The 18,330-nt window shown below is 62.3% G+C and carries 17 protein-coding genes; 10 read left to right on the top strand and 7 right to left on the bottom strand.

What is annotated here, in order from left to right; all coding sequences use genetic code 11:
- Positions 1-106 precede the first annotated feature (106 nt).
- On the bottom strand, positions 107-763 hold the full coding sequence (locus tag ACIGHL_RS14415) for a TetR/AcrR family transcriptional regulator (protein WP_128120501.1): 657 nt from the start codon (positions 761-763) through the stop codon (positions 107-109).
- A 132-nt stretch (positions 764-895) separates the two neighbouring features.
- On the opposite strand from ACIGHL_RS14415, the gene ACIGHL_RS14410 reads away from it, so the two are divergent.
- The 5 genes from ACIGHL_RS14410 (at position 896) to ACIGHL_RS14390 (ending at position 5,502) form a co-directional block, all read left to right on the top strand.
- On the top strand, positions 896-2,326 hold the full coding sequence (locus tag ACIGHL_RS14410) for a coniferyl aldehyde dehydrogenase (RefSeq protein WP_128120418.1): 1,431 nt from the start codon (positions 896-898) through the stop codon (positions 2,324-2,326).
- A gap of 24 nt (positions 2,327-2,350) precedes the next feature.
- Positions 2,351-2,887, top strand: a complete 537-nt coding sequence (locus ACIGHL_RS14405; RefSeq protein WP_128120419.1) for a twin-arginine translocation pathway signal protein — start codon at positions 2,351-2,353, stop codon at positions 2,885-2,887.
- Between the two features lie 41 nt (positions 2,888-2,928).
- The gene (locus tag ACIGHL_RS14400; protein ID WP_128120420.1) at positions 2,929-4,524 is read left to right on the top strand and encodes a GMC family oxidoreductase; all 1,596 of its coding nucleotides are present in this window, start codon (positions 2,929-2,931) and stop codon (positions 4,522-4,524) included.
- Between the two features lie 105 nt (positions 4,525-4,629).
- On the top strand, positions 4,630-5,112 hold the full coding sequence (coaD, locus tag ACIGHL_RS14395; protein WP_045423625.1) for a pantetheine-phosphate adenylyltransferase: 483 nt from the start codon (positions 4,630-4,632) through the stop codon (positions 5,110-5,112).
- A gap of 138 nt (positions 5,113-5,250) precedes the next feature.
- Positions 5,251-5,502 (top strand): YfhL family 4Fe-4S dicluster ferredoxin, encoded by a 252-nt coding sequence (locus ACIGHL_RS14390; protein WP_045423623.1) that lies wholly within the window; start codon positions 5,251-5,253, stop codon positions 5,500-5,502.
- 269 nt (positions 5,503-5,771) lie between these two features.
- Here ACIGHL_RS14390 and ACIGHL_RS14385 read toward each other — a convergent pair whose 3' ends face one another.
- From ACIGHL_RS14385 to ACIGHL_RS14375, 3 genes are all read right to left on the bottom strand, one after another.
- Positions 5,772-6,113: a hypothetical protein gene (locus ACIGHL_RS14385; protein WP_045423621.1), complete on the bottom strand. Its 342-nt coding sequence runs from the start codon at positions 6,111-6,113 to the stop codon at positions 5,772-5,774.
- Between the two features lie 124 nt (positions 6,114-6,237).
- Entirely contained in the window at positions 6,238-7,050 is an 813-nt protein-coding gene (gene mutM, locus ACIGHL_RS14380) for a bifunctional DNA-formamidopyrimidine glycosylase/DNA-(apurinic or apyrimidinic site) lyase (RefSeq protein ID WP_128120421.1), read from the bottom strand.
- A gap of 56 nt (positions 7,051-7,106) precedes the next feature.
- Positions 7,107-7,916: an HDOD domain-containing protein gene (locus tag ACIGHL_RS14375; protein ID WP_181690000.1), complete on the bottom strand. Its 810-nt coding sequence runs from the start codon at positions 7,914-7,916 to the stop codon at positions 7,107-7,109.
- A 174-nt stretch (positions 7,917-8,090) separates the two neighbouring features.
- Between ACIGHL_RS14375 and ACIGHL_RS14370 the strand changes: the two genes are divergently transcribed.
- Positions 8,091-8,630, top strand: coding sequence for a type 1 glutamine amidotransferase domain-containing protein (locus ACIGHL_RS14370; protein WP_128120423.1), 540 nt, complete (start codon positions 8,091-8,093; stop codon positions 8,628-8,630).
- Between the two features lie 189 nt (positions 8,631-8,819).
- Positions 8,820-10,016, top strand: a complete 1,197-nt coding sequence (locus ACIGHL_RS14365) for a class I SAM-dependent rRNA methyltransferase (RefSeq protein WP_128120424.1) — start codon at positions 8,820-8,822, stop codon at positions 10,014-10,016.
- 61 nt (positions 10,017-10,077) lie between these two features.
- Here ACIGHL_RS14365 and ACIGHL_RS14360 read toward each other — a convergent pair whose 3' ends face one another.
- Entirely contained in the window at positions 10,078-10,926 is an 849-nt protein-coding gene (locus ACIGHL_RS14360; protein WP_128120425.1) for a poly(ethylene terephthalate) hydrolase family protein, read from the bottom strand.
- A 480-nt stretch (positions 10,927-11,406) separates the two neighbouring features.
- Between ACIGHL_RS14360 and ilvD the strand changes: the two genes are divergently transcribed.
- Entirely contained in the window at positions 11,407-13,245 is a 1,839-nt protein-coding gene (ilvD, locus tag ACIGHL_RS14355) for a dihydroxy-acid dehydratase (RefSeq protein ID WP_128120426.1), read from the top strand.
- 40 nt (positions 13,246-13,285) lie between these two features.
- Here ilvD and ACIGHL_RS14350 read toward each other — a convergent pair whose 3' ends face one another.
- Entirely contained in the window at positions 13,286-15,019 is a 1,734-nt protein-coding gene (locus ACIGHL_RS14350) for a DUF4153 domain-containing protein (RefSeq protein ID WP_216707051.1), read from the bottom strand.
- Between the two features lie 244 nt (positions 15,020-15,263).
- Here ACIGHL_RS14350 and ACIGHL_RS14345 point away from each other — a divergent pair, with 244 nt between their 5' ends.
- Positions 15,264-16,649 carry a uracil-xanthine permease family protein gene (locus tag ACIGHL_RS14345; RefSeq protein ID WP_128120427.1) on the top strand — a complete coding sequence of 462 codons (1,386 nt, stop codon included), beginning with the start codon at positions 15,264-15,266 and terminating at the stop codon, positions 16,647-16,649.
- Here ACIGHL_RS14345 and ACIGHL_RS14340 read toward each other — a convergent pair whose 3' ends face one another.
- The gene (locus ACIGHL_RS14340) at positions 16,650-17,768 is read right to left on the bottom strand and encodes an NAD(P)/FAD-dependent oxidoreductase (protein WP_128120428.1); all 1,119 of its coding nucleotides are present in this window, start codon (positions 17,766-17,768) and stop codon (positions 16,650-16,652) included.
- A 104-nt stretch (positions 17,769-17,872) separates the two neighbouring features.
- Here ACIGHL_RS14340 and ACIGHL_RS14335 point away from each other — a divergent pair, with 104 nt between their 5' ends.
- Positions 17,873-18,328, top strand: a complete 456-nt coding sequence (locus tag ACIGHL_RS14335; RefSeq protein WP_128120429.1) for a metallophosphoesterase family protein — start codon at positions 17,873-17,875, stop codon at positions 18,326-18,328.
- The last annotated feature ends 2 nt before the right edge of the window (positions 18,329-18,330 follow it).

Below are 18,330 nucleotides of genomic sequence, written 5' to 3'. Positions count from 1 at the left end.
CGAAGCTCAGCAAATCCTTCGCGACTGCTTGTGACATCACCACGATATCAAACAGCCATCACAAGTGCCAATATATTGGATCTGAGGCGACGAAAGGAATAAGCAGTCAATTAACTGTCACTTGAGGGCGTGCCAGGAAGCTGCCAGCAAGCATTGTCACCTGGCCTTTCACGTCGTCCGCGAGATATCCAAACTCCAACGCGAGCAACTGATAAACACCTTGGCGCAACGCGACGAGATCGAAGTCACGTTCGCCGTTTGTACCGAGAAAGCGAACCCAAGACGTTGCTACGATCCAGGCATTTAAGGTGAGCGCCTCAATCTCCTTTGCTCCCATGCGCAAGATACCCGCATCAACAAATCCTTGATAAATCGCTTGGGCATTTTTCAGACAACGCGCTGAGAACAATCGATAACGCCCGGCCAGTGCCTCGTCACCGCCGAGAAGATGCTCCAGGTCCCGATGTAAAAACCGGTAGTCCCACATTGCCGACAGCAGCGACTCGAGATAGACGGTTTTGTCGTCCATGGTCACGGCCCGCCCTTCGGGGACCTGTAAAAAACCGTCGACCGCCACCTCATAGCGATCAAACAGCTCGGCGATGATCGCCTGCTTGTTACGAAAGTAGTAATAGAGGTTACCCGGCGATATCTCCAGGTGTGCAGCGATGTGGTTGGTGGTCACGCTGCGCTCGCCTTGAGCATTGAACAGCTCCAGGCTCGCTTGCAGGATACGCTCGCGGGTGCTCGGTTTGGGTGACATGCAGAAAGCTACTTTCGTCGTGCTAAAGCCGGAACGCAAAGGTAACCCGGCCATCGTGCTGCGCACAGGTTTGACACTTTAGAGTTTTTACTCTAGAAATCGTCGATCTGTCGCCTTTCCGGAGCGTCTCTAGTGCTTGCCGACGCCGTGTATCCGCATCCCAGCCACTTCGAAGCCGAACATCTGCAGGCGTTATTCGAGCGTCAACGCAGCGCTTTTCAGGCCTATCCCAGCCCTACTGCCGCTGATCGTCTGCAGTGGCTGGAGGCGCTCCACGATTTGCTCGCCAGTCATCAGCAGCCGGTGATCGATGCCATCAGTGAGGATTTCGGTAACCGCTCGGCAGACGAGACGCGGCTAGCCGAGATCATGCCCAGCCTGGATGGCATTCGACACGCCAAACGCCACCTGACGCGCTGGATGAAGCCCTCTAGGCGTCGTGTGGGCATGGCTTTTCAGCCCGCCAGCGCCCGCGTCGTCTACCAGCCACTCGGGTTGGTCGGCATCATCGTGCCGTGGAATTACCCGTTGTATCTGGCCATCGGCCCGCTGATCGGCGCGCTGGCTGCCGGCAACCGGGTGATGCTGAAGATGAGCGAGTCCACGCCAGCCACTGGCCAGCTGCTCAAGGATCTGCTCGCACAAATCTTTCCTGACGATCAGGTCGCGGTTGTCCTCGGCGAGGCAGATGTGGGTATCGCCTTTTCAAAGCTGCCCTTCGATCACCTGTTGTTCACCGGCAGCACCAGCGTTGGCCGGCACGTCATGCGAGCGGCCGCGGAAAACCTGACGCCAGTGACGCTCGAGCTGGGCGGTAAGTCGCCCGCGATCGTCTCGACCGACGTGCCGCTCGCCGATGCGGCCGAGCGGATCGCGTTTGGCAAGACGCTCAATGCCGGGCAAACCTGCGTCGCGCCGGATTACGTGCTGGTACCCCGGCCACGCATCGATGAATTCGTGGAGGCCTATCGAAAGGTGGTTCGACGCTTTTACCCACAGCTGGCAGACAATCCCGACTACACCTCCATCATTAACCGGCGCCAGCATGCCCGGCTGCAGGGCTACCTGGACGACGCCCAGGCCAAGGGCGCACGCCTGCTGCCGCTGTTCGAGCAAGGCCAGGAACGGCGAATGCCGCACTGCCTCCTGCTCGATGTCACCGATGAGATGAAGGTCATGCAGGACGAGATCTTCGGACCGCTGCTGCCGGTGGTGCCTTATGACGACATCGGTCAGGCCCTCGCCTATGTCAACGCACGGCCCCGGCCGCTGGCGCTGTACTACTTCGGGTATGACCGAGCCGAGCAGCGCCATGTGCTGCGCCACACCCATTCCGGTGGGGTCTGCCTCAACGATACGCTGCTGCATGTCGCCCAAGATGACCTGCCATTCGGGGGCGTTGGTCCGTCGGGAATGGGCCATTACCACGGGCACGATGGATTCCTCACCTTCAGCAAGGCCAAAGGCGTCTTTATCAAACAACGTTTCAATGCCGCGCGGATGATTTACCCCCCTTACGGCAAGGCGCTGCAGAAGCTGGTCTACAAGCTCTTCGTGCGCTGAAAAGCGCAGCCGGTGACAACAACAATGATCAATACCGAGCGACCATTTTCCCGCCGCAGCCTTCTCAGGGTCGGCCTGTTTGGCAGCGCGGCCCTCGCCGGCGCTGGCCTGATCGGCAGTTTGTCCGGTTGCAGTGCCGAGCATTCTGCTGCTGGCTTCGTACAGTTGCGCGAAAGCGACCTGCCGGTGCTGCGTCGCCTGACGCCAATCATCCTGAAAGGCGCCGTCCCGGAATCGAGCATGCCCGACGCCGTACGGGGCACCCTGACCAGCCTTGACGAGGGGCTCGCCCACTTGCCACCCGCCGTGTCAAAACAAGTTTCGCAGCTGTTCGATCTGCTGAGCCTGCCGCTCACCCGCGGCCCGCTGACCGGTGTCTGGGGCGGCTGGGAGCAGGCGCAGGACGGCGAGATTCAGGCGTTGCTGCAGCGCTGGGAAAACAGCCCGATTGCATTATTGCGGCAGGGTCATGCCTCGCTTCAGCAGATGATCCTGATGGCGTGGTATGGCCGACCGGAATCCTGGCGCCACTGCGGGTATCCCGGCCCACCGGTCATCTAGCGATGAACACGAAGACCGCTCGCCCGACCTGAGGAACCGAAATGCCTGTCACCGACCCCTTTGCCGAAGGTATCGCCCGCGGCTGGAAAACCCATGACGGTTCACGGCTCGAGAAGGACATCACGCTCGACGCCGATATCGCCATCGTTGGCAGCGGGGCCGGTGGTGCCACCAGCGCCGAGTTCCTCAGCGCGGCCGGTTACAAGGTGCTGTTGATCGAGGAAGGCCCGTTGCGCAGCAGCCAAGACTTCGACATGCAAGAACCCGCCGCCTACGCCTCGCTCTACCAGGAAGCGATCGGACGAACCAGCAAGGACGGCGCCATCACCATTCTGCAAGGCCGCGCTGTCGGCGGCTCGACCCTGGTGAATTGGACGTCGAGCTTTCGCACGCCAGCCGCCACACTGGAGCACTGGGCCGACGAGCACGACGTCCAGAACCTCTCCGAACAGAGCATGGCGCCCTGGTTCGAGCGCATGGAGCAGCGGCTGGGCATCGAGCCCTGGCCGCTCCCACCCAACGCCAACAATCAGGTGATCCGCGACGGCTGCGCCGCACTCGGCTACAGCTGGGCGGTGATCCCGCGCAACGTGCGAGGCTGCTGGAATCTGGGCTATTGCGGCATGGGCTGCCCGACCAATGCCAAGCAATCAATGCTGGTGACAACCATCCCGGCCACACTGGATGCCGGCGGCGAGCTGCTCTACCTCGCCCGCGCCGACCGTCTTGTGGTGGACAAGGGGCGCGTCACCGCACTGGAGTGCCTCGCCATGGATGCGCGCAGCGTTGCGCCGACCGGGCACAAGATTCGGGTGCGTGCTCGTCACTACATCCTCGCCGGCGGCGGTATCAACACGCCCGCCATCCTGCTGCGCTCCGATGCACCCGACCCACACCAGCGCGTCGGAAAACGCACCTTTCTTCATCTGGTGAATTTTTCCGCCGCCCAGTTTGAGCAGGTGATCAACCCGTTCTACGGCGCGCCCCAGTCGATCTATTCCGACCATTTCCAATGGGACGATGGCACCCGCGGGCGTATGTCCTACAAGCTTGAAGTACCGCCCATCCATCCGGCCCTGGCCGCGACGCTGCTTGGCCGCGCCGGTATCGACAACGCCAGGCGCATGGAGCAGCTGCCACATACCAACGCGATGATTGCGCTGATGCGCGACGGTTTTCACCCGGAGAGCGCCGAAGGGCAGGTCCAGCTGCGCAGCGACGGCACGCCCACACTCGACTACCGGATGACTCCCTACACCTGGGATGGCATTCGCCGTGCCTACCACAGCATGGCGGAAATCCAGTTTGCCGCCGGCGCCAGAACGGTCCTGCCACTGCACAACGACGCCAGCCATGCGACCAGCCTCGGACAAGCGCGCCAGATGATCGACGGGCTGAATCTCGCGCTATATCGCACCCGGCTCGGCAGTGCTCACGTGATGGGCGGTTGCGCCATGGGCGAAGACCCGCGTCAGGCGGTCACCGACAGCCTTGGCCGGCACCATCAGTTGGAAAACCTGTCGATCCACGACGGCTCGCTGTTTCCCACCAGCATCGGGGCCAATCCGCAGTTATCCATCTACAGCCTCGCCGCGAAACTCTCGAGTCAATTGGCCGAACGATTGAAAAATGCGTGAACGGCTTCGTTGTGCTGACATTCGGCAGCCATCCGCTTTGATGCTTTACGCTGCCGACGCCGAGCCGCTACCATCCACCCCCCACGCATGCGTCAGGACGCCGCGATGAATCGAGTGCTGTATCCGGGTACCTTCGACCCGATCACCATGGGCCACACCGACCTGGTCGAGCGCGCCTCGCGCCTGTTCGACGAAGTCATCATTGCCGTCGCTGCCAGCCCCAACAAGAATCCATTGTTCCCGCTCGAGCAGCGCGTCGCATTGGCCAAGGAAGTGACCTCGCATCTGCCGAACGTCAAGGTCATGGGCTTCTCCACGCTGCTGGCGCACTTCGTCACCGAGCAGAAGGCCAACGTGCTGCTGCGCGGCCTGCGGGCAGTATCGGACTTCGAATACGAATTCCAGCTGGCCAACATGAACCGCCAGCTCGTCCCGGACGTGGAAAGCCTGTTTCTGACCCCGTCTGAAAAGTTCTCTTATATTTCCTCGACCCTGGTCCGCGAAATCGCCCGTCTTGGTGGCGATGTCAGCAAATTCGTCCACCCCTCGGTGATGAAGGCGCTGACCGAGCGCTACGCCTCGCGCTGAAGCACCCAGCCTTCGCGCGGCGGATGATTGCCGACAGAAGGGTGAGCACTGCCGCGTGCACCGGGCGAGTCGATGCGGCAAAATTGGCGCGTCGTTTTTACCTGTGCTGCGGTCGATGCTGCAGCTGGAGTTAGCTGGATGTCCCTGATAATCACCGATGACTGCATCAACTGCGACGTGTGCGAGCCCGAGTGCCCGAACAGCGCGATTTCCCAGGGTGAGGAAATCTACGTCATCGATCCCAACCTCTGCACCGAGTGCGTCGGCCATTACGACGAGCCGCAGTGCCAACAGGTCTGCCCGGTGGATTGCATCCCGCTCGATGAAAGCAATGTCGAGAGCAAGGATGAGCTGATGCAGAAGTACATGATCATCACTGGCAAAGCCTGATCGACCTTCCGACCTCGCCCTGAAGGTGAGGTCCGCCCCCAAACAGACGCCCGTTTTTCCACGCCGTTGCAAGAGCCGCCTAACCACCATGGGTGAGGCTTCAAGTCGACCACGACTGCTGAGCTGTTGCTGCCACAACGTGGCTGCTGGCTGCGCAGCACGTTAGATACACAACAGCCGAAAACGACACGGCCCCGCACGCGATGAAGCGGCGAGGCCGTAGAGCGAGTCGGATAAACCGCCGACCCGGTAAAGCTGAACCGCTGGGATCAATCCTGGCGGTTGTAACCGACGCGGGTGCAGCCCAGGCAGCGAGCAAAGGCCGCAGCACCGGGCTCAACAACCAGCGCATGCCCCGTCTCCTTGATGCCGCCGCCCATGGCGCTGAACGGCAGGCTCACGACGAACAGGCCGGCTCCGACGACAGTGGCCGCGATCAGCAGCGGACGGGCAATCAGCAAATCGCCAACGATGGAAAAGGCTTTTGGGGCCTCGACGGTGTACATCGGATCGCCGCTGGCGTTCTGCTGTACCGATTGCGCCTGCACAGGCATCGTCAGCAGACCTGTGGTCAGGGCCAAGACAACAGCAGTGGAGCGAAACAGATTCATGGTGTGGTCCTTCAGCTGGGCGAAACGAGGCAGATGATTGTAGTGAGCGTCACTATAGCAGTGGCCGCCGGTTGTTGATCGTGAACACCGTCAATGCCTGCGCAGTGCATGGCTGATCGGTTTTTCATCGCTGGCAGCGTCCGCAATAGACACTGGCACGCTGGCCGAGGCGAATTTCTCGCAGGGTCGAACCACAGGTTTTGCAAAAATCCCCGCCCCGACCGTAGACGAACAGCTCTTGCTGGAAGTAACCCGGCTTGCCATCGCCCCCCACGAAGTCGCGAAGCGTGGTGCCGCCGCGCTCGATGGCATAGGCCAGGATCCGTTTGATCTCGACGGCCAGCTTCAGGTACCGCGCCCGCGACACCGCGCCGGCCGCTCGCCGCGGATCGATTCCGGCAGCGAACAGCGCCTCGCTCGCATAAATATTACCGACGCCGACCACCACCGCGTTATCCATGATGAACGGCTTGATCGCCATGCTGCGTCCACGTGACATCTGATACAGACGCTCTCCGTCGAACCCATCGCTGAGCGGCTCCGGGCCCAGGCTGGCGAGCAGTACATGGCTCAGCGGATCATCGCTCCACAGCAGGGCGCCGAAGCGGCGAGGGTCGGTGTAACGCAGCGCCATGCCGGATTCCAGCACGATGTCGACATGTTCGTGCTTACCCACCGGAAGATCAGCCGGCACCAGCCGCAGACTGCCGGACATTCCCAGGTGCGCGATCAGGGTGCCGACCTCGGCCTTGATCAGCAGGTACTTGGCGCGCCGGTCGACCGACTCGATCAGCTGACCGGACAGCCGTACGTCCAGATCCTCTGGAATCGGCCAGCGCAACCGTCGCTCGCGCACGATGACCTGGCGGACACGTTGGCCGACAAGATGCGGAGCGATGCCGCGGCGGGTGGTTTCGACTTCTGGGAGTTCGGGCATACAGGCAAATCGAGAAGGGAACGGCAGGCGACCTTAGCAGCTAACGCACGGCCCGGTCAGCCAACACCCAGCTCACGAATGATGTCGCGCTGGCATTCGAAATCGTATTCCGAGAGGCCAACGTATTCGAGCACCAGCTGCGCCACGGCATCCCACTCATGGTCCTCCGGCTGATCGCCCAGTACACGATGGCAGGCGCAGATGTGCTCAGCCATCTTCAGGATCGCCAGCAACGTTTTGACTTGAGGGTCGCTCCATTCATCGTTGAACAGCGCCAGCGCGTTATGGTGATTGGCGATGGCCTCGCAAAGATGTTGCGGCAGCTTCCACGAGCGTGCGACGAAATACCCGACCACCGCATGATTGGTGTTGAGCACCCGATTTTCGACATCGGTGATGCGCGTTTCGGCACCGACACTGGCGTAGGCCTCCTCCAGCACCCTCATATAGCCAGGAAAGCGGGTCAGCATCAGCGGGATGCCACAGTTGTGGAACAGTCCGAGGGTATAGGCCTCGTCAGGCGCCGGATGACCGATGCGCTTGGCCAACGCCAGACAGGTGCTGGCCACATCCTGCGCCGAATCCCAGAAACGGTTGAGCGTGACGATCGCCGCATCGGTCAGCTCGCCGCGGATCGATTGCGCATTGATCAGATTGATCACTGAACGGCAACCTAGCAGGTTGACGGCCTGCTGGATCGAGGCGATGCGGTTGGCGAGGCCGAAGAACGGAGAGTTAACCGTTTTCAGCAAGGCGCCGGACAACCCTGGATCCTGGCTGATCAGGCGGGCAATGGCGCGCAAGTCAGGATCAGGCATGACCTGTTCCATCTGCAGGTCGACCATGATCTGGGGCTGCGGCGGCACGCTGATCCCCTGCAGCACGCTGCGGATCTGCTCGTCGGTGAGTTCAATGGACATAGAAAGCGGCTCGACCTTGTCGATAGCACAAGGCCACCAAGGAAAGAGTGCGAACTTTGGCTGAGATGGCGGTCGGATTTCAAGTAGATCAATTTGAAATCCGACGAGGAGGAAAACGAAATGGCCGATTCCCTGAAAGGCAAACGCATCGCGATCCTGGTGACAGACGGTTTCGAGCAGGTCGAGCTGACTGGGCCAAAGGAGGCGCTGGAAAAAGCCGGCGCGACCGCTGAGATCATTTCGTCATCGAACGGTGAAGTGACCGGCTGGAACCACACCACGCCCGCCACCAAGTTTCACGTCGATAAGACGTTCGACACCATTCACATGGAAGACTACGACGCCGTATTGCTTCCAGGCGGCGTAGTGAATTCCGACACCATCCGCACCGACGAGATGGCCCAGGAGCTGGTTCGCGATGCGGCCCGCACCAACAAGACCATAGCCGTGATCTGTCATGGCGCCTGGTTGCTGGCCTCCGCTGACCTGGTCAAAGGCAAGAAGATGACCAGCTGGCCGTCGCTGACCGACGATTTGAAGAATGCTGGCGCCCAGTGGGTCAACGAGCAGGTCGTAGTCGACGGCCATCTGATCAGCAGCCGCAAGCCGGACGACATTCCGGCGTTCAACGAAGCGCTGATCAAAGCCCTCGCGGCCTGACGCCAGCTAGGTAACGCCGAGGCATCGCGAATACCGGTCGACCGCGACAGGCCGATGCCTCTTCTGAGCCGCCTGCTGGGGCAACTGCTCCCAGCAGCGATGGCTAACCCCAACTCCCCTCCTCCATCCAGCCAGCGCTTTTGTCAGCCCTCTGGCCTATAATCGCGCCCTTTTCCCGGAGCCCTCCCGATGAGCCTGCCCAGCCTGCGCCTCAAAGCCAACGCCGACCGCCGCCTGCGCGCCGGCCATCTGTGGGTCTATAGCAATGAGGTGGACACCGCAGCCACGCCGCTGAGCGGTTTTGCCGCTGGTGATCAGGCCGTCCTCGAAGCGGCGGGAGGCAAGCCCCTGGGCATTGTCGGCGTCTCGCCGAACAACCTGATCTGCGCGCGCCTGCTGTCGCGCGACCTCAAGCACAGCCTGGATAAATCACTGCTGGTGCATCGCATTCAGGTCGCTCTGTCGCTGCGCGATCGCCTGTTCGATCAACCTTGCTACCGCCTGATCTACGGTGACTCGGACCTGCTGCCGGGGCTGGTGGTGGACCGCTTCCATGACCATCTGGTGGTGCAGCTGGCTTCAGCCACCATGGAGCGCAACAAGGATGCCGTGCTCGAAGCGCTGGTTCAGGTGCTCAAGCCGCGCGGTGTGCTGTGGAAGAACGACTCCAGTGCCCGCGATGCCGAAGGGCTGGAGCGCTACGTCGATACCGCGTTCGGTGTAGTACCGGAATGGGTTGCGCTGGAAGAGAACGGCGTCAAGTTCGAAGCACCCGTGTTGCAGGGCCAGAAGACCGGCTGGTTCTACGACCACCGCATGAACCGCGCACGCTTGGCGCCCTACGTCAAAGGCAAGCGCGTGCTCGACCTGTTTAGCTACATCGGCGGCTGGGGCGTACAGGCCGCCGCCTTCGGTGCCAGTGAAGTGTTCTGCGTGGACGCTTCGGCGTTTGCATTGGATGGTGTGGAGCGCAATGCGGCCCTCAATGGTGTTGCCGAGAAGATGACCTGCGTAGAAGGCGATGCCTTCGAAGCGATGAGAGAGCTGAAGAACGCCGAAGAGCGCTTCGACGTGGTCATCACCGACCCGCCCGCCTTCATCAAACGCAAGAAAGACATCAAGAACGGTGAAGCCGCCTACCGCCGCCTCAACGAAACCGCGATGCGTCTACTGAACAAGGACGGCATCCTCGTCAGCGCCAGCTGCTCGATGCACCTTGAGGAAGACAACCTGCAGAACATCCTGCTCGGCAGCGCCCGGCATCTGGATCGCAATATCCAGCTGCTCGAGCGGGGATCGCAGGGCCCGGATCACCCGGTGCATCCGGCGATTCCCGAGACGCGCTACATCAAGAGCATCACCAGTCGCATCCTCCCTAACAGCTGATAGCTGTCGCCAGACGAACGAAGCCCCACGTCAAAACGCATGCGGGGCTTCGTTAACCGCCTTACTCGATTCCCTTGCGCTGCTCCGTCCAAAGGACACTGGTGCACAACCCGCAGAAGCGACCATAGAAGGTGCTGCGCGCCGTCTCATCCTCCATCAGGTGATAGCGGAACCAGGCGGTCGACGGGCCGCGGTAGGCGCCACCGTCACCGACTGGCTCGAAGTGGCTGACATAGCGCCGCTCCCCCCAAAACACCGGCACGTTGGTTCGCGTATAAACCGGCTGCGCGTTCAGGTAGGGGAACGCGATGGTGTCGCCCCCGCCTGACATCAGGAACATCGGTCCCTTCTGATTTCGCTGGGAAGACGGGTCATGACCCAGCCCGATGGTGTAGGGCTGGATGGGCGCGGTCACGCTTACCCGATCATCCTGCCCAGCCATGATCGATCCACCGCCGCCCTGGGAATGACCTGACGTGCCGACCCGACCGGTGTTGAGCACGCCAACGTAAGTGCCATAGGTGCGATTGCTTTCTTGTACCAGATAGTCGAGGCAGGCCAGCATGTCCCGTCCAGTCCCGGCGTTGGACGTCTCCGCCGCTGCGACAACGAATCCATGGCTGGCCCAGTGCGATAACAGTCCCGAATACGCGGTCGGCCCTGTCCCGGTACCGTTACCCCAGAGAATCACCGGATGCCGGACGCCGTTCTGCCCCAAGCTACTGGGACGGTAGACGCGGCAGTTCGGGCCTTCGCTGCGACTGGTTGTGGCATAGGGGCCGGAGCGCTCGAAGTTCGATACCGCAGGAAAGGGCGCGCCGGGCGTATCCGGCAGCGGCGCAGCCAAGGCAGACCCGCAGATCGCAAGGCCCAGCGCAGCGGCAATGCCGCTAAGTTTGATGTCCAGCATGTGTGTTTCCTCTTGTTGTTCTGATCATGTGTATGGACGTTCGCACCAGCTCGCGATGTGAGTCGAACGCACTGCACCTCCTATGTTTCCCGCGTAACCATCGGCAGAGCGGGTGGCCAGTTGGCCCGAATCAACCCTAGCCAGCTGAAACCACCACGCCACCTGATGCGCCCTTGCAGCGGACGAACGGCCGCGCTTCGCCCCGGCTGAATAATTCATCATTAGCTTCGGTGTTGATGCGCCTGACTCACCGTAGGATGAGCGCCGGTAATCGTGCCGTTTGGCTCGCCAGAGGGAACGGGCGTAGAATCGGCGCATTCCTCGCCATTATCCCCCGGCGGGCCATGAGCCCAGGCCGCCCGAGCGATACCCCGCCTCGATCCGGCCCCTCCGCACGCACGGTCACCTGCCGTTGCACGCGGCACAGGTGACGCTCACCATAAGCACTATTCGAACCGCTGATTAGCCGCAGGAACCGTCATGCCCGATTACCGCTCGAAAACTTCCACGCACGGCCGCAACATGGCCGGTGCCCGCGCGCTGTGGCGTGCCACCGGCATGAAGGACGAAGACTTCAAGAAGCCGATTATCGCCATCTCCAACTCCTTCACCCAGTTCGTGCCCGGTCACGTGCACCTGAAGGACCTGGGCCAGCTGGTCGCCCGTGAGATTGAAAAGCACGGCGGCGTCGCCAAGGAATTCAACACCATCGCGGTCGACGACGGCATCGCCATGGGCCACGACGGCATGCTCTATTCGCTGCCCTCGCGCGAAATCATTGCCGACTCGGTGGAGTACATGGTCAACGCGCATTGCGCCGACGCCATCGTCTGCATCTCCAACTGCGACAAGATCACCCCCGGCATGCTGATGGCCGCCCTGCGCTTGAACATCCCGGTGGTGTTCGTTTCCGGCGGCCCGATGGAAGCCGGCAAGACCAAGCTGGCCAGTCACGGCCTGGACCTTGTCGACGCCATGGTCATCGCTGCCGATGAAAGCGCCTCGGACGAGAAGGTCGCCGAATACGAGCGCAGCGCCTGCCCGACCTGTGGCAGCTGCTCCGGCATGTTCACTGCAAACTCGATGAACTGCCTGGCCGAAGCCTTAGGGCTAGCCCTGCCCGGCAACGGCTCGACACTCGCCACGCACAGCGACCGCGAGCAGCTGTTCCTGCGCGCCGGGCGCACCATCGTAGAGCTGTGCCAGCGATATTACGGCGAGGGCGACGAATCCGTTCTGCCGCGCAACATCGCCAACCGTCGCGCCTTTGAAAATGCCATGACCCTGGATATCGCCATGGGTGGCTCTACCAACACCATCCTGCACCTGCTGGCTGCGGCTCAAGAAGCCGAGGTGGACTTCGACCTGCGCGCCATCGATGCGCTGTCACGCAAAGTGCCGCAGCTGTGCAAGGTTGCGCCGAACATCCAGAAGTACCACATGGAAGACGTGCACCGCGCCGGCGGCATTTTCTCCATTCTCGGCGAGCTGGCCCGTGGCGGCCTGCTGCACACCGATGTGCCCACCGTGCACAGCCGAACGCTGGCTGAAGGCATCGCTAAATGGGACATCACCCAGACCCAGGACGAAGCGGTACACACCTTCTTCAAGGCAGGCCCGGGCGGTATCCCAACGCAGACGGCGTTCAGCCAGTCGACCCGTTGGGACACCCTGGATCTGGACCGCGCCGAAGGCTGCATCCGCAGCGTCGAGCACGCCTATTCGCAGGAAGGTGGCCTCGCTGTGCTCTACGGCAACATCGCCCTGGATGGCTGCGTGGTGAAGACCGCGGGCGTGGATGAATCCATCCATGTCTTCGAAGGCACCGCCAAGATCTTCGAAAGCCAGGACAGCGCCGTGAAGGGCATCCTCAATGACGAAGTAAAGGCCGGCGACATCGTCATCATTCGCTACGAAGGCCCGAAAGGCGGACCGGGCATGCAGGAAATGCTCTACCCGACCTCGTACCTGAAGTCCAAGGGACTGGGCAAGGACTGCGCCCTGCTCACCGACGGCCGCTTCTCCGGTGGCACCTCGGGTCTGTCCATCGGCCACGCTTCGCCAGAAGCCGCTGCGGGCGGCGCCATCGGCCTGGTACGTGACGGTGACAAGGTGCTGATCGACATCCCCAACCGCAGCATCCAGCTGCAGGTCAGCGATGAAGAACTGTCCCACCGTCGCATCGAGCAGGACAAGAAAGGCTGGAAGCCTGCCGCTCCACGCCCGCGCAAGGTGACAACAGCGCTCAAGGCCTACGCCCTGCTCGCCACCAGCGCCGACAAGGGCGCGGTGCGCAACAAGGCGATGCTGGACGGCTGATCAGCGTCGAAGAAAGAGCCCGGCTTCCCGCCGGGCTTTTTCATGGTTCGCCGATGGCCGGTTCCAGGCGAGCACCATCGATCTCGATTGCACTGAATCGGGGCGCGACCAATTCAAATTCACCACGCTCCAGAAGCCCATCAAGCGCCTCGCCGTCCGGCAGCGCGCCTGCGGTGACGCGCAGCTGGCCGAGCCAATGCCACCCTCCTGCCGCGCCACGCCCCAGAACTGGAACAACCCTGGGTTCACCGCGAAGCAGCAGCACTTCGGATTGGCCGTCCCGGTCCAGATCCACCGCAAACAACCGGCACTCTGCTAAGCATCCCTGATTGCTGACGGCACGTGCCAATGAGCCATCTTCATCCGTTACAGGTTCGCCAATCCAGGGCACTGGCGGCGCGGTCGCGACCTCCTGCTCGCGTTTCCACGCCCAATAGTGGTCAGCCTTATCAAGCCGTTGCAGATCGGCTTGCAGACCCGTGCGCCTAGCCTCGTCTTCCCAAGGCTCGTCTAGTTGCTGACGCAGCGCTTGCAGGTATCGCCGTCCCGGCTCGCCCAGCTGAAAGCGAAGCGCGCCCATGTCGGTTCGTTCGACTGGCACTTCGTCACTCAGCAAACGCTGATACTGACTGGCCGCGCTCAGTTGCAGCGGGCTCAGCGCCGGCACATGCATGAGCACCAACAGGCAGGCGGCGAACAGTGCCAGAGGCGGGTTGCTCTGTCGGAGCCCGCTCAGCCAGGCGGCATCACGCCGGATCACTGCTCTCACCAGTGCCAGGCCGTGCACCATTGCTACGAGCGCCAGGAGCGCAGCCAACACGCGATCCGGCGTCAGCCCGTACTGGTCGATCCGCAGCCACAACGCATGCATCGCGAGGCCAGCCAGTAACGGCAGGCACAGCGAACTGGCATCCGCCAGCAACCGTAAGGGTCGCGGGTAGTGGGACCTCTGCAGCCCGTCCTGCACCACCCCGTTGAGCAGTGCGATATGCGCGAACACCAATGCCAGCAAGATCGGCGTCGCGTGGCGTGTCGCCCAGAGCGGAGCAAGGCCGGTGAAAGGCAGGAAGACCACGAACAGCAGCAGGATCACCACCGTCAACGGCAGCAGAAAACGACACATGGCCTGCAGCACGTTGCGCAACGCATCGATGACCTGGCCACGTTCCTGCCCAATGCGCAGCCCAGCAGCGACAACAGTCGCGCTGGCGACCCAGACGAAGCCGGACGAATTGAAGAGCCGCTTGAACTGATCGACCCCAAGCATGCTAAACAGGCCCGCCCAGAGCCAGATCAACAGCCAGAACACCCCGAGCATCACGAGCGCCATGAACAGCAGCAAACCGTTGTTCCAGGCGTGACGGTAGAGCGCGCTGTAGTCGAAGCGCCAGCGATGCGCAGGGTCACGAGCCTGGATGAAGGGTGTGAGGATGTAAGCCAGTGCCAGATGACTCCACAGCAGAAGCGTGCCGGTCGTTTCATCGAAGTAGTACCAGCGCGGCTGGTCGAACTGAACCCCAAGCCACGCCGCCAGCGTCGCGGGCAAAAGAATCGCCGGGAGCAGCAGCTTCCAGCGATCCGCCTCGCACAACTGCCCCCATAGCATCTGCAGCTGCCAGCCCCCCACCACGACCAACACAATCAGGGCCGAACAGAGGGACCGCCAGACAGACCCGTGCGGCCAGCTCTCGCTGGCCATCCATAGCGTCAGGCCCTGCAACAGACCCACCGCCAGATAAACCATCAGGGGTCGATGCTCACTTGCTGGTTGCATGGTTGTTCCTTCAGGAAGTCGTGACAGCGCGATCAGGCGCAGGTTATGCGGTTGGAACGTCAGAATCTCAACATACCGCGCTGCGCCCGTGAGGCTGGCAGGTAATTCAGCCGTCAGCCACTGGCCGTCCCGCTTTTCGTAGGAACGTGCTTGCTCGCGATCAGGCCTGCTGCATCAGTCGACGGGTTCAGCTGTGCTCCGTCGACGTCGCCACGTAGAATCGCGCTCTTTTTTGGAGCATGCCATGAGCGCGCTGAAGTCCTCCCCCGAAGAGCCTCGTAACGATCTGGTCTACGGCCTCGACGATCGGCCCCGCCCCTGGATCGCCTTTCTCGCCGCGCTGCAGCATCTGCTGGCGATCATCGTGCCGATCGTTACGCCTGGTCTGCTGATCTGTCAGGCGATCGGTGTATCGCCCCGTGACACCAACATCATCGTCTCCATGTCGCTGGTGATTTCCGGCATCGCCACCTTCGTCCAGTGCAAACGCTTTGGCCCGCTCGGTGCGGGACTGTTGATCGTGCAAGGCACCAGCTTCAACTTCGTTGGCCCGCTGATAGCTGGCGGCGTGTTGATGGTCAAGCAGGGCACGCCGGTCGAAGCTGTGATGGCAGCGATTTTCGGCGTGGTGATTGCCGGATCCTTTATCGAAATGGGCGTCTCACGCGTGCTGCCGTTCATCAAGCGGCTGATCACACCACTGGTGACCGGCATCGTGGTGCTGATGATCGGCCTGACGCTGATCAAAGTCGGGCTGATCAGCATGGGCGGTGGCTACGCGGCCATGGGCGATGGCACCTTCGCCAGCCGCGAGAACCTGCTGCTCTCAGGCGTGGTGCTGGCCGCCATCGTCGTGCTCAACCGGCTGCCGGTCCAGTGGATGCGCAGCTGCGCCATCATCATCGCGCTGGGCATCGGTTATGCGCTGTCCGCTTATCTGGGCCGCCTGGATTTCACCGGCATGCGCGAAGCCGAGCTGTTCGAGGTGCCGATGCCATTGCACTTCGGCCTAGGCTTCTCCTGGAGCCTGTTCATTCCGATGGTGGTGATCTATCTGGTCACCTCGCTCGAAGCCATCGGTGACATCACCGCCACCAGCAAACTTTCACGCCAGCCGGTGGAAGGTCCGCTGTGGATGCAGCGCATCAAGGGTGGCGTGCTGGTCAACGGTGCCAACTCGCTGCTGGCGGGTTTCTTCAATACCTTCCCAAGCTCGGTGTTCGCGCAGAACAACGGCATCATCCAGCTCACCGGCATCGCCAGCCGCTACGTCGGCATGTGGATCGCCGTGATGCTGGTGATTCTCGGGCTGTTCCCAGCCGTCGCAGGCGTGCTGCAGGCCGTGCCCGAGCCCGTACTGGGCGGCGCCGCGATCGTGATGTTCGGTGCGGTGGCGGCTGCGGGCATCAACATTCTCGCGGGCATCCAGCTGGATCGCCGCGCGCTGCTGATCATCTCGGTCTCGCTGGCGCTGGGCCTGGGCTTTTCTCAGGTGCCGGAGTTCCTGGCAAACCTGCCGGGCGAGCTGCGCAACGTGCTGGAATCCGGGGTTGCAACCGGCGGCATTTGCGCCCTGGTGATGAACTGGTTCCTACCCGAGTCGCCGGCAACAGAACAAGACCCGGTCTGATCAACTGGTACGCGCCTCCTGAGCGAGGCGCTGGCAGACCTCATCGGCGATCGCCAGGGCCGCGGTAAGCCCGGGCGATTCGATGCCGAACAGGTTCACCAGCCCCGCAACGCCATGCTCGGCAGGCCCGTCGATACGGAAATCCGCAGCCGGTTCGCCGGGTCCACTGATCTTCGGGCGAATGCCGGTGTACGCCGGTTGCAACGCACCATCGGGCAATCCCGGCCAGTAACGGCGGATCGTGGCGTAGAAACGATCCGCGCGGCTTTCATCCATCGTGTAATCGAGGCCGTCAACCCACTCAACGTCCGGGCCGAAACGCGCCTGACCACCGAGATCCAGGGTCAGGTGCACGCCCAGCCCGCCAGGTTCGGGCAACGGATAGACCAGATGGTGGAAAGGCGTTGCAGACGCCAGGCTGAAATAGCTGCCCTTGGCGAAGTAGCGCGCCGGCACCGATTCGGCGGCAAGCCCCGCCGTGCGCGCGGCGATCTCAGGCGCGGCATGACCGGCGCAGTTGATGACGCTGGCGGCAAGCAGCGTCATGGCCGCGTCGCCGCCGACTTCGACGCGCAACCCCGCGTCCATCACCGCCATTGCCGTGACCGGTGCATGCAGCGCCAACAGCGCGCCCGCGGCTTCAGCATCGCCTTGCAGCGCCAGCATCAATGCGTGACTGTCGACGATTCCAGTGCTCGGCGAGAGCAATCCAGCCACGGCATTGAGCTGCGGCTCCAGCGTCTTCACCTCGTCCGCATGGAGTCTGCGCAAATCGTCGACGCCGTTGGCCAGGGCATGAGCCTGTAGCGCATCGAGCCCCGCCAATTGGGATGCGTTGGTGGCGACGATCAGCTTGCCGCAGCTTCGGTAAGGGACGCCGTGACTGTCACAGAACGCATACAGCGCATCGCGCCCGGCCACGCACAGCCGCGCCTTCAACGAGCCCTGCGGATAATAGATGCCGGCATGAATGACCTCGCTGTTACGCGAACTGGTGCCCGTGCCGATGGCGGCTTCGGCTTCCAGTATCAGGACCTCGCGTCCGGCCTGGGCCAGTGCCCGCGCGACCGCCAGCCCCACCACGCCAGCACCGATGACCACGCAATCGACCTGTTCCATTCCCGCTCCCCTGCAATTAAGCGAGCGCCAGACTGCCGCAAGATCGAACCGCGGCCAAGCCTCGCTTGCCCAACATCCATACACTCATGAAAAAGGGAGCCACCATGCGCATAGGCGTCATCTCCGACACCCATGGCCTGCTGCGCCCTGAAGCCATCGCTGCGCTGCAGGGTTGCGAGCGCATCATCCATGCCGGTGACATCGGCAAACCAGAGGTGCTGGACAGGTTGCGTGAGCTCGCGCCACTGGACGTCATTCGTGGCAACGTCGACAGCGGTGATTGGGCTACAGCGGTTCCGGAGCACCTGAATATGGAAATCGGCGGGCTGCGCATCCACGTCACCCATGACGTCAAGACGATGGGGATCGACCCGGTCGCCGAGCGGGTCGACGTGGTCATCGCCGGGCATTCGCACCAGCCCAAGATCGAGCAGATCAACGGCGTGCTCTACCTCAACCCGGGGAGCGCCGGGCGTCGCCGCTTCACACTGCCGATCAGCCTGGCCCTGCTGGACATCGAGGACGGCCAGCCGCGTGCGCAGCTAGTGACGCTGGGTTAATC

The organism is Pseudomonas sp. NPDC077451 (assembly GCF_044543345.1).
GTDB lineage: Bacteria > Pseudomonadota > Gammaproteobacteria > Pseudomonadales > Pseudomonadaceae > Stutzerimonas.
Note: the sequence above shows the minus strand (reverse complement) of the source record. Positions and strands in the feature narration are given on the sequence as shown.

Excerpts from the sequence above, each read along its gene's own strand:
- ACIGHL_RS14415 (WP_128120501.1), bottom strand. The coding sequence starts at position 763 with ATGTCACCCAAACCGAGCACCCGCGAGCGTATCCTGCAAGCGAGCCTG.
- ACIGHL_RS14405 (WP_128120419.1), top strand. The coding sequence starts at position 2,351 with ATGATCAATACCGAGCGACCATTTTCCCGCCGCAGCCTTCTCAGGGTC.
- ACIGHL_RS14400 (WP_128120420.1), top strand. The coding sequence starts at position 2,929 with ATGCCTGTCACCGACCCCTTTGCCGAAGGTATCGCCCGCGGCTGGAAA.
- coaD (WP_045423625.1), top strand. The coding sequence starts at position 4,630 with ATGAATCGAGTGCTGTATCCGGGTACCTTCGACCCGATCACCATGGGC.
- ACIGHL_RS14390 (WP_045423623.1), top strand. The coding sequence starts at position 5,251 with ATGTCCCTGATAATCACCGATGACTGCATCAACTGCGACGTGTGCGAG.
- ACIGHL_RS14385 (WP_045423621.1), bottom strand. The coding sequence starts at position 6,113 with ATGAATCTGTTTCGCTCCACTGCTGTTGTCTTGGCCCTGACCACAGGT.
- mutM (WP_128120421.1), bottom strand. The coding sequence starts at position 7,050 with ATGCCCGAACTCCCAGAAGTCGAAACCACCCGCCGCGGCATCGCTCCG.
- ACIGHL_RS14370 (WP_128120423.1), top strand. The coding sequence starts at position 8,091 with ATGGCCGATTCCCTGAAAGGCAAACGCATCGCGATCCTGGTGACAGAC.
- ACIGHL_RS14365 (WP_128120424.1), top strand. The coding sequence starts at position 8,820 with ATGAGCCTGCCCAGCCTGCGCCTCAAAGCCAACGCCGACCGCCGCCTG.
- ACIGHL_RS14360 (WP_128120425.1), bottom strand. The coding sequence starts at position 10,926 with ATGCTGGACATCAAACTTAGCGGCATTGCCGCTGCGCTGGGCCTTGCG.
- ilvD (WP_128120426.1), top strand. The coding sequence starts at position 11,407 with ATGCCCGATTACCGCTCGAAAACTTCCACGCACGGCCGCAACATGGCC.
- ACIGHL_RS14350 (WP_216707051.1), bottom strand. The coding sequence starts at position 15,019 with ATGCAACCAGCAAGTGAGCATCGACCCCTGATGGTTTATCTGGCGGTG.
- ACIGHL_RS14345 (WP_128120427.1), top strand. The coding sequence starts at position 15,264 with ATGAGCGCGCTGAAGTCCTCCCCCGAAGAGCCTCGTAACGATCTGGTC.
- ACIGHL_RS14340 (WP_128120428.1), bottom strand. The coding sequence starts at position 17,768 with ATGGAACAGGTCGATTGCGTGGTCATCGGTGCTGGCGTGGTGGGGCTG.
- ACIGHL_RS14335 (WP_128120429.1), top strand. The coding sequence starts at position 17,873 with ATGCGCATAGGCGTCATCTCCGACACCCATGGCCTGCTGCGCCCTGAA.